At 53.6% G+C, this 4083-nt stretch carries 2 protein-coding genes; both read left to right on the forward strand.

The features are described 5' to 3' along the window. A partial coding sequence (locus LOC70_RS13050) for a hypothetical protein (protein ID WP_230254027.1) occupies positions 1-214 on the forward strand: 214 nt, incomplete at its 5' end. Positions 215-1082: 868 nt separating this feature from the next. Beyond that, the gene (locus LOC70_RS13055; protein WP_230254028.1) at positions 1083-1538 is read left to right on the forward strand and encodes a hypothetical protein; all 456 of its coding nucleotides are present in this window, start codon (positions 1083-1085) and stop codon (positions 1536-1538) included. Positions 1539-4083: the final 2545 nt, after the last annotated feature.

The raw sequence follows: 4083 nt of genomic DNA on the forward strand, positions 1-4083 counted from the left end.
CCGCACACTGTTTTCAGAAACAGGTGCGATACAAAAGTGGGGACGATTGGCGGAAGAAGGGGAAATGGCAGAACTCGTCATTGTCACAAAGTCAGGTGAGATCTTTTTCGTGGACGTGCTGCGGAAGACTGGGGAAGAGAATGCAAACGCTTTCATTATTCGTGGCACGGGATTTTCCGTTAGACTCCCCGTTGTCGGTGTCTCGGAAGAGTAAATCTGACGAACCATCGCGTGCACCCGAGTACGCGAATCGGGCGGTTTTGAAGTTGAAAATCCTTCGCGCGTACCGGGTGACGCGTGACGTTATCGCGGCGACTCATGCTGGTCGTGGCAATGACGATCTCGGTTGCACACAACGCTATCGTCGGTGCTCGCGTTCGTCTTCTCGACGACGCATCTACAGCACGATGGAAACATCAAACACAGTGAACATCAAACCAATCGCCCCTGAACACGTTGGACGACACAACTGCGATCGGTGGCTCGAAACACTCCATCGCTCGATCTTGCAACATCCGTCGCGGTCATGCGAACGGTCGTCAACCTTTCTGACGAACGACTGCGTTTTGGTTGCCAACCGATGGCCTCACCGCGACTCCAACGTGTCACCGCTGCGTAGACTCCCGGAAACGATGCGAACGATGTCGATCTCGTCTGATACAATCCTTTGACGCTCTCCATCGACATCGTACCCATCGTTTCCTCACCGGTCGGTGCGCTCGTGATCGTCACTCGACGGTTCCAATTCACTCGATTAGATCCACGATAGTATTCCCGATAACCACGCGATGATGACGGAGCGGTGGTGGAGACCAACTTGGCGTTCCAATCACATCCCTCGCCACCGCCCGCATATCGCAAACGTTATCCGATTAGGAGGATTCGTCTCATCATTTCGAAGAGTGAATACACCCTCTACGCCATAGCAATTTTCCAAGACTTAACCAAATCCCCTCTTCACCTCCTTGGCTAGCCTTGTGGCAGTAACCTACGTCTTTCGAAACACTGTATGCGCTGCACTCACGCTCCTGCTCGCTGGATGTTCTCATGAACAAGAGATAGAACATGACGCTACCCCATCGATGTCGGTCGATACGCCTGTCTTCAGGGAACTCTACGACGAAGCAAAAGTCCTCGAGGAGCTCGAAGTCAAGCTAAACGAACGACTGCTGGTGGAAACGGGGCAGGACGCTCTTTGGACATCTCTCGTTCTCAACGTTATCTACACAAATGTTGAACGTCAGCAAGTCCTGTTTGCCTATACAAATATCTGCAACGCAGCCAATGACCCGAGCAACTCAATTAAAACACGCAGTGAGATTCGTGAGATTGTGAAGGAGTCCGTTATTGGCTTGGCGATTCACAGCGAAGGAAGCAATACCTTACTGAAAACGTATGAATCCGCAACGACGAGCGATCTACTCAAGCAGGATATCCGTATCTTGCAGTCTGCGATTTCACGGCAAACCGATTGGTGCGAAGGTTACGCACAGCATCTAGCTACAAATCGGTCGAGAGAGCACGGCAACAACGGATAACCATTGCATGCACACGGAGCGGTGGTGGAGACCTACTTCACTTTCCAATCACGTTGGCTTCCACCGCCCGGTGATGCTGACCGTTCGCCAACTAAGGCAGCTCGAACGTCCTCCGCTCAACAACATGAAACGCAGACCGCTTATTTCGCTTGCCGCCGTAGCCTTGGTGCTGCTGCTTTTTTACGCACTGCACAGAGCTGACCGTAGCTCTCGCGTGCGATCGTCAAGCACTTCTCCACTCATCAAGCCTGCACATGTCGGTACGTGGCTCTGCGAAACAGGCTACGTTTTCCAATTTCGGCCCGATGGCACTGGTCGCTCACACGATCCTAGTGTGCGCACCTCGAAAATAAACTATTTTGAGTGGACGTTGAACGGTTCCAGTTTGACACTACACTATGTCCCGCGAGGTCTGGTAGAGAACTTCATTGCTACGCACACGACCCACCAGACTGATGACTTTCGATTGCGAACGGTCAACAGTGACGAATTCGCGCTCGAACTTGGGGGCGCCACGAGACGTTTTTCCCGAACGAATGATGCGGTACTAGACGCAGACCCGTAGCGGGCATTGCGGCGAACCATCCAATGCACCCGAGCGGCGAAGTCGGGCGTTTTGACAATGGGCAATCTCTCGTCGCCGCCGGGTGATTGGTGACGTTCGCCGACTGGGATGCCGTATACCGAGATGCCTCGATGCCAATGCGATTTAACAAATTTCGCCGTTGGTCGATCGCGACGCTCATGGCGATCACCTTGTTGGCTGCTTGCGTGTTCGCTTACCTTCACGCGACGAACCCAGAGCGAATACGAGAACGCAGCTTACAAGCATCGTTGAAGCTTCACGCCGATTTTGACGTTCCCATGAGTGACATGTACGTCACACATTTCGCTACGGAACTGCCAATTCGCGACGAGAACGGAGACATCACAACGGGATCGTGTGGGCCTCACTTTGATCTGACACAACCACGATACGACAGGGCTACACTACGAGAGATGACCCCAACGATTCGGAAGGTGGTACCACGGATCGCTTGCTCCCACGTAGCGATTTACCTCAACTCGGGAATCTACAATGACGACCGATTCGTTGCCGAACTAGAAGCATCACTCCCCAATGTTGTTGTCTTTCACGAGTCACGCCACTTTTCGCGACACAGTCCATAGGCTTAAATTGCGGCGAACCATGCGATGAACCGAAGTCGCGGAGTCGTCGTTCTTGACAATTGAAAATCAATCGCCGCGACTCGGTTATCGCGGACGTTATCCGAATGAAGTGTCCGGGCCAACTTGATTACAATGCCTGCATGACCAGCCCTTACACGCCAACACTCGCCGCAGCTGATGGCCAGCAGCATGTCAATCCACACCCCTTGCGATTTGTAAGCATTGCAACGCTGGCAGCATTGGCTGTCGCCGCCGAACTAGGACCCCATCTGCTCTTACTGGTACTTGGATGCGCTGTCCTGAACTTTGCATCGGTGATCCCGCTTTCGCTCGCTGCTTCGGTTCGGCTCGGTTGGATTTCTCTATTGGCCGGCCTATCTTTTGGTGCGACTCTGCTATTCACGAACTGGGGGTTTTCGACGCCGAATCCCGTTGTGCGTGTGTCTTGGGTCACCCTCGTCCCCGCATTCCTCCTAATGCTTTGCTGGATCGCCTATCCTTTGTTTCCAACAAATGTCCAACGGCTGCTTGTCCCTAGAACGGAAAACGAATAACCATTGCGTGCACACGGAGCGGTGGTGGAGATTCGGTACACTTCCCAATCACGTCTCTCGCCACCGCCTGGTGACGCCGAACGTTATCGCGGCGACGTATACAGGACCGGGCTACGCTGATCTCAGCTACAAACAACGCCATCATTGATGCTCGCGAACGGCCGTTCGACGGTTCAAAGATGACACAATGAAAACGTTCAACACTTTGAACGTCGAACCAATCGACGCCAGGCACGATGGCGGACACAACTGCAGTCGGTTGCTCGGCACACTCCGTCGCTCGGTTTCGCAAGATTCGTCGCGGTCATGCGAACGGTCGTCAACCCTTCTAACGAACGGACTGCGTTCTGGTTGCCAACCGTTCGCCTCACCGCGACTTCAACGTTTCACCGCTGCGTAGACTCCCGGAAACGATGCGAACGATGTCGATTCCGTCTGATACAATCCTTTGACTTTCTCCATCGACATCGTACCCATCGCTTCCTCACCTGTCGGTGCGTTCGTGATCGTCACTCGACGGTTCCAAGTCGCTCGATTGGATTCATAATAGTTTTCCCGATAACCATGCCGTGCACACGGAGCGGTGGTGGAGACCTGCCTCACTTTCCAATCGCATCTTTCGCCACCGCCCGGTGACGGCTGCCGTTCGCCGACGGAAATGGAGCACGCACTGAACTACTCGGAACTCCTCAAGGCAAACGACGATCCGGAGCGTTCGGAATGTCCGCTCGGCTTCGACTACGCTTCAGAAAAACATCGATTCCAACAATTCACTGTTGCCTTCGCCGCAGCCCTGACAATCACACCGAAGATCGAGACCG

The organism is Rhodopirellula halodulae (genome assembly GCF_020966775.1).
GTDB classification, from domain to species: Bacteria; Planctomycetota; Planctomycetia; order Pirellulales; family Pirellulaceae; genus Rhodopirellula; species Rhodopirellula halodulae.